The sequence below is a fragment of the Comamonas sp. genome, assembly GCF_036643215.1.
Lineage (GTDB): Bacteria > Pseudomonadota > Gammaproteobacteria > Burkholderiales > Burkholderiaceae_C > Comamonas.
The window spans coordinates 1-3,939 of sequence record NZ_JAVXSJ010000073.1 but is presented as its reverse complement, the minus strand read 5'-3'; the positions used below and the strand labels follow the sequence as shown (position 1 = coordinate 3,939).

6 protein-coding genes and 1 tRNA gene are annotated in these 3,939 nt (G+C 56.0%); 3 read left to right on the top strand and 4 right to left on the bottom strand.

Features of this window, described 5'->3' with window-relative positions; translation table 11 throughout:
• Positions 1-37 precede the first annotated feature (37 nt).
• The 3 genes from RSF91_RS19600 to RSF91_RS19590 form a co-directional block, all read right to left on the bottom strand.
• A complete protein-coding gene (locus RSF91_RS19600; RefSeq protein ID WP_332569975.1) occupies positions 38-352 on the bottom strand; it encodes a hypothetical protein in 315 nt (104 codons plus the stop codon).
• 292 nt (positions 353-644) lie between these two features.
• On the bottom strand, positions 645-857 hold the full coding sequence (locus tag RSF91_RS19595) for a hypothetical protein (RefSeq protein ID WP_332569974.1): 213 nt from the start codon (positions 855-857) through the stop codon (positions 645-647).
• A 262-nt stretch (positions 858-1,119) separates the two neighbouring features.
• Positions 1,120-1,204 (bottom strand) — tRNA-Leu (locus tag RSF91_RS19590).
• Positions 1,205-1,243: 39 nt separating this feature from the next.
• Here RSF91_RS19590 and cysM point away from each other — a divergent pair.
• From cysM to RSF91_RS19575, 3 genes are all read left to right on the top strand, one after another.
• The gene (gene cysM, locus RSF91_RS19585) at positions 1,244-2,149 is read left to right on the top strand and encodes a cysteine synthase CysM (protein ID WP_332569973.1); all 906 of its coding nucleotides are present in this window, start codon (positions 1,244-1,246) and stop codon (positions 2,147-2,149) included.
• Positions 2,150-2,260: 111 nt separating this feature from the next.
• A complete protein-coding gene (locus RSF91_RS19580) occupies positions 2,261-2,884 on the top strand; it encodes an NUDIX domain-containing protein (protein WP_332569972.1) in 624 nt (207 codons plus the stop codon).
• A gap of 201 nt (positions 2,885-3,085) precedes the next feature.
• Complete coding sequence (locus RSF91_RS19575; RefSeq protein WP_099736099.1) at positions 3,086-3,313, top strand: sulfurtransferase TusA family protein; 228 nt, start codon at positions 3,086-3,088, stop codon at positions 3,311-3,313.
• A gap of 77 nt (positions 3,314-3,390) precedes the next feature.
• On the opposite strand, the gene RSF91_RS19570 is transcribed toward RSF91_RS19575, so the two are convergent.
• On the bottom strand, positions 3,391-3,939 hold a 549-nt coding region (locus tag RSF91_RS19570), incomplete at its 5' end, for a UTP--glucose-1-phosphate uridylyltransferase (protein WP_332569971.1).

Here is a 3,939-nt window from a genome sequence, read left to right as displayed (position 1 = left end):
GCTCATGCGGCGAGCCTAGCGGCTCGCGCAGACTGATTTATGCAACAACGCCACCAAGTACTGACACTGCATATAGCAAAGTTGTTGCCGATTCCAGATTGATATCGGGCAGAAACTCGATGCGGAAGAAGTAGATCAGCATTAGAATCCCGCCAAATGTGAGCACGCACATTGAAAGCGTTTTGGCGGGATTCTCCAGTGCATAGTCACGTAACTTACTACTGGCGCTTTCGCCGTTAGAAGCACCAAGGCTAATTCCTGCGCTTGAGCCTGTATGTGTTGCGTTCAACGCATCATTCTGGCTGGCTTGATGATCAGTGTGCGTAGCGGCTGGCTTATTTTCTGAATTCACTTTTCCATTCTCCATCTCCGTTCGAGAGCATATGCGATTCGCAAGCGCGAACGGCACTCAATCGGAAGAGAACGAGGTGACGCTTTATGCTGCCGTTGCCTTGATTTCAAGCACCTACTGGTTCCCCTCATCATCCTGAAGTCAGTCGTCCTTTAACCCCGTGGCGCGCCATGACGCCCCCGCCGCGCCTGCCCGCTTCGTGGGGCGCAAATTACGAGCCGGTCGGCAACCTGCAAATGAAGCCAGTCCTAGCGCTGAGAAGAATCAGGGGGCTGGATTTAATTACGAGAAATTACGAGGATTTAGGCAGCGTCGCCATGTCTGCAGCGGTGCCTGCGACATTGTCCAGCTTGCGAGCCATTGGCTTGAGGATCGCATGCACAGCCGCCGCACTGATCCGTGAGTTTTGTGCTGCTGCCAGCAATTCACAGAGCGCTGACACAGATGTGCTCAGCTCATCTATGTCACTCTGAAATTGCTCACCTATCGCGTTCTTTGCTGGCATGGCATGCATACATGTACTGGATATTTGTACAGTATATGGCGCGTTTCTATTGGTGAGCAAACGCTCTCATTTCAACCGCTGAAGATGGCCAAGCGGCGGAAGCTGTGTGGATGAAAGGGATTAGCGCTGACGGCCTTATGGTTTTTTGCGCCTACGGTCTTTTTTCTATGCGCCTATTTCTTTGTAAAACGGACGCAGTTGAAAGGCGAAAATTCAAACGAAAAAGCCGTTAAGTCTTTGGAACTTAACGGCTTTTTGTATTTGGTGCCCGGGGCCGGAATCGAACCGGCACACCTTTCGGTGGGGGATTTTGAGTCCCCTGCGTCTACCAATTTCACCACCCGGGCTTGCTTAGCGCAGACGTGAATTATGGCACAGTATTGGGCATGAAAACTTATATGACCATCGAACATGCTATCGGTCACACGCCGCTGGTGGCATTGCAACGCATTGGCGCGGATGCAAATCGCGAGCGCGGTAACGTGGTGCTGGGCAAGCTTGAGGGCAACAACCCGGCTGGCTCCGTCAAGGACCGGCCTGCGCTGTCCATGATTCAGCGCGCTGAAGAGCGTGGTGAGATCAAGCCGGGTGACTCATTGATTGAGGCTACGTCGGGCAACACCGGCATTGCCTTGGCCATGGCGGCTGCCATCAAGGGCTACCACATGATTTTGATCATGCCCGAAGACCTGTCCATTGAGCGCGCCCAGACCATGAAGGCTTATGGCGCCGAGCTGATTCTGACGCCCAAGAGCGGCGGCATGGAATATGCCCGCGATCTGGCTGACCAGATGGTCAAGCAGGGCAAGGGCGTGGTGCTTGACCAGTTTGCCAATCCCGACAATCCCCGCGCCCACTACGAAACGACCGGCCCTGAACTGTGGGAGCAGACGGGCGGCGAGATCACGCACTTTGTAAGCGCCATGGGCACGACTGGCACCATCACTGGCGTGGCCAGGTTCCTTAAGGAAAAGAACCCAGACATCAAGATCGTGGGTGCCCAGCCCTCCGAAGGTTCGCGCATTCCTGGCATTCGCAAGTGGCCTGAGGAATATCTGCCCAAGATCTATGACGCATCGCTGGTCGATGAGATGGTCTATGTGTCTCAGGATGATGCCGAGGACATGGCCCGCCGCATGGCTTGCGAGGAAGGCATTTTTGCCGGTATCTCGGCCGCCGGGGCGCTGTGGGTTGCGCAGGAAATTGCCAAGCGCGAAGAAAACGCCACCATTGTTTTTGTGGTGTGCGACCGGGGCGACCGTTACCTCTCTACAGGCGTGTTCCCCGCCTGATCTTTGTCGCTGAGGCGATTGCCTTAGCGATGAAGCAAGCTCTAAATGGCGGCTGGCGCTTATCTAACAAGCGCTGGCTGCTATCAAAACAAAGAATAAGGAGAGAGCTGGATGGCCTATGAAGTTCGTTTTTGCTCCAACTGCGCCACCGAGCTGCAGTGGATTGTTGCCAATGAAGACAGCGGCGAGGTGCAACGCCTGCGTTGCCCAAGCTGCGGGTTTACGCATTGGGGCAATCCGACCCCCGTATTGGCTGCGGTGGTTGAGGGGGCAGATGGCCGTGTTCTGCTGGCGCGCAATGCGCTGTGGCAAGAGGGTGTGTTTGGCCTGATCACCGGTTTTATGGAAGCAGGTGAATCGCCTGAAGCGGGTATTTGCCGTGAAGTGATGGAAGAAACCGGTTTACGTGCCAAGGCACTGCGTCTTTTGTGCTGCTCGGAGTTTTTGCGCATGAACCAGGTACTGATTGCCTATCACGTGCTGGTAGAAGGCCGCGCTGAAGATGTGAAGCTTTCGCCAGAGCTGCTGGAATACCGCTGGCAGACGGCTGAGGAGTCGCTGTGCTGGCCTGCAGGCACGGGTTATGCCCTGGCAGAGTGGATCAAGCAAAAAGGCTTTGAGCCGCGTTTTGGTGCCTTCAGGCCTAGTCAGAACCCGGAACCTGACCCTGCCAAGTGGCCCGTGCGCTTATGGAGTGAAGATCCGCGCTTTACAGTCGCCCCTGTGATTGATTAAGAGCTGCGAACACGGCCCAGAAAACCCAAGGTTGCGGTTGAGACAAGACGCAAAGCCGCAGGCCGTAAAAGTACGACAAGGCATCGCGCCGATGTCTCAAGGGGTGTTCAAGGGTTGTATTTGCGGGCCTAGGTAAAGACCGTGCTGGCACGGCCAGCGACCGGTCTTTCTACAATCGGGATTGACGAGGAAACCACGCCCATGCAAGTAGACCAAGAAGTTGATACCCGCGGCCTGAACTGTCCGCTGCCCATTCTCAAAGCCAAGAAGGCACTGGCTGCCATGCAAAGCGGTCAACTGCTGAAGGTAGTGGCGACCGATACCGGTTCTATTCGTGACTTTCAGGCCTTTGCCAAACAGACGGGCAATGAGCTGGTCGAGCAGCAGACCGTGGGTGATGAGTTCATCCACATTCTCAAGCGTCGTTGAGTATTTCTCTTGACTTGAGAGCTGATGACGCAAAAAAGGCCTGCAATTGCAGGCCTTTTGCTTTGGGGTGAGTGCTTTTACAGGCTCAAAGTCTTGAGGTACTCGCGGAAGCTGCTGCCCACGTCAGCGTGCTGCAATGCGAGCTCCACGGTGGCTTGCAAAAAACCTTCTTTGCTGCCGCAGTCATAGCGCTTGCCGGCGTACTGGAAGGCGTAGATGGCTTCGTGCTGCATCAGGCGCTCAATGGCATCGGTCAGCTGAATTTCGCCGCCAACGCCCTTGGGCTGGTTGCGGATCTCATCAAAAATGCGGGGCGTCAGCACATAGCGGCCTGCTACACCCATGCGTGATGGGGCCACTTCTGGCGCGGGTTTTTCCACGATTTCGTCAATACGCATCAGCGGGCCACCGGCAGGCTCACCCTTGACGATGCCGTAGCGCTTGGTGTGCTCCAGTGGCACTTCCTGAACGGCCAGCAGCGAGCGGCCTTGCTTCTGGAAGGCGGCCGTCATCTGCGCCATCACGCCGGGGCCACCGTTGTCACCGGTCATCAAGTCGTCGGCCAGAATGACGGCAAACGGCTCGTCGCCCACCAGAGGCTCTGCGCACAGCACGGCGTGGCCCAG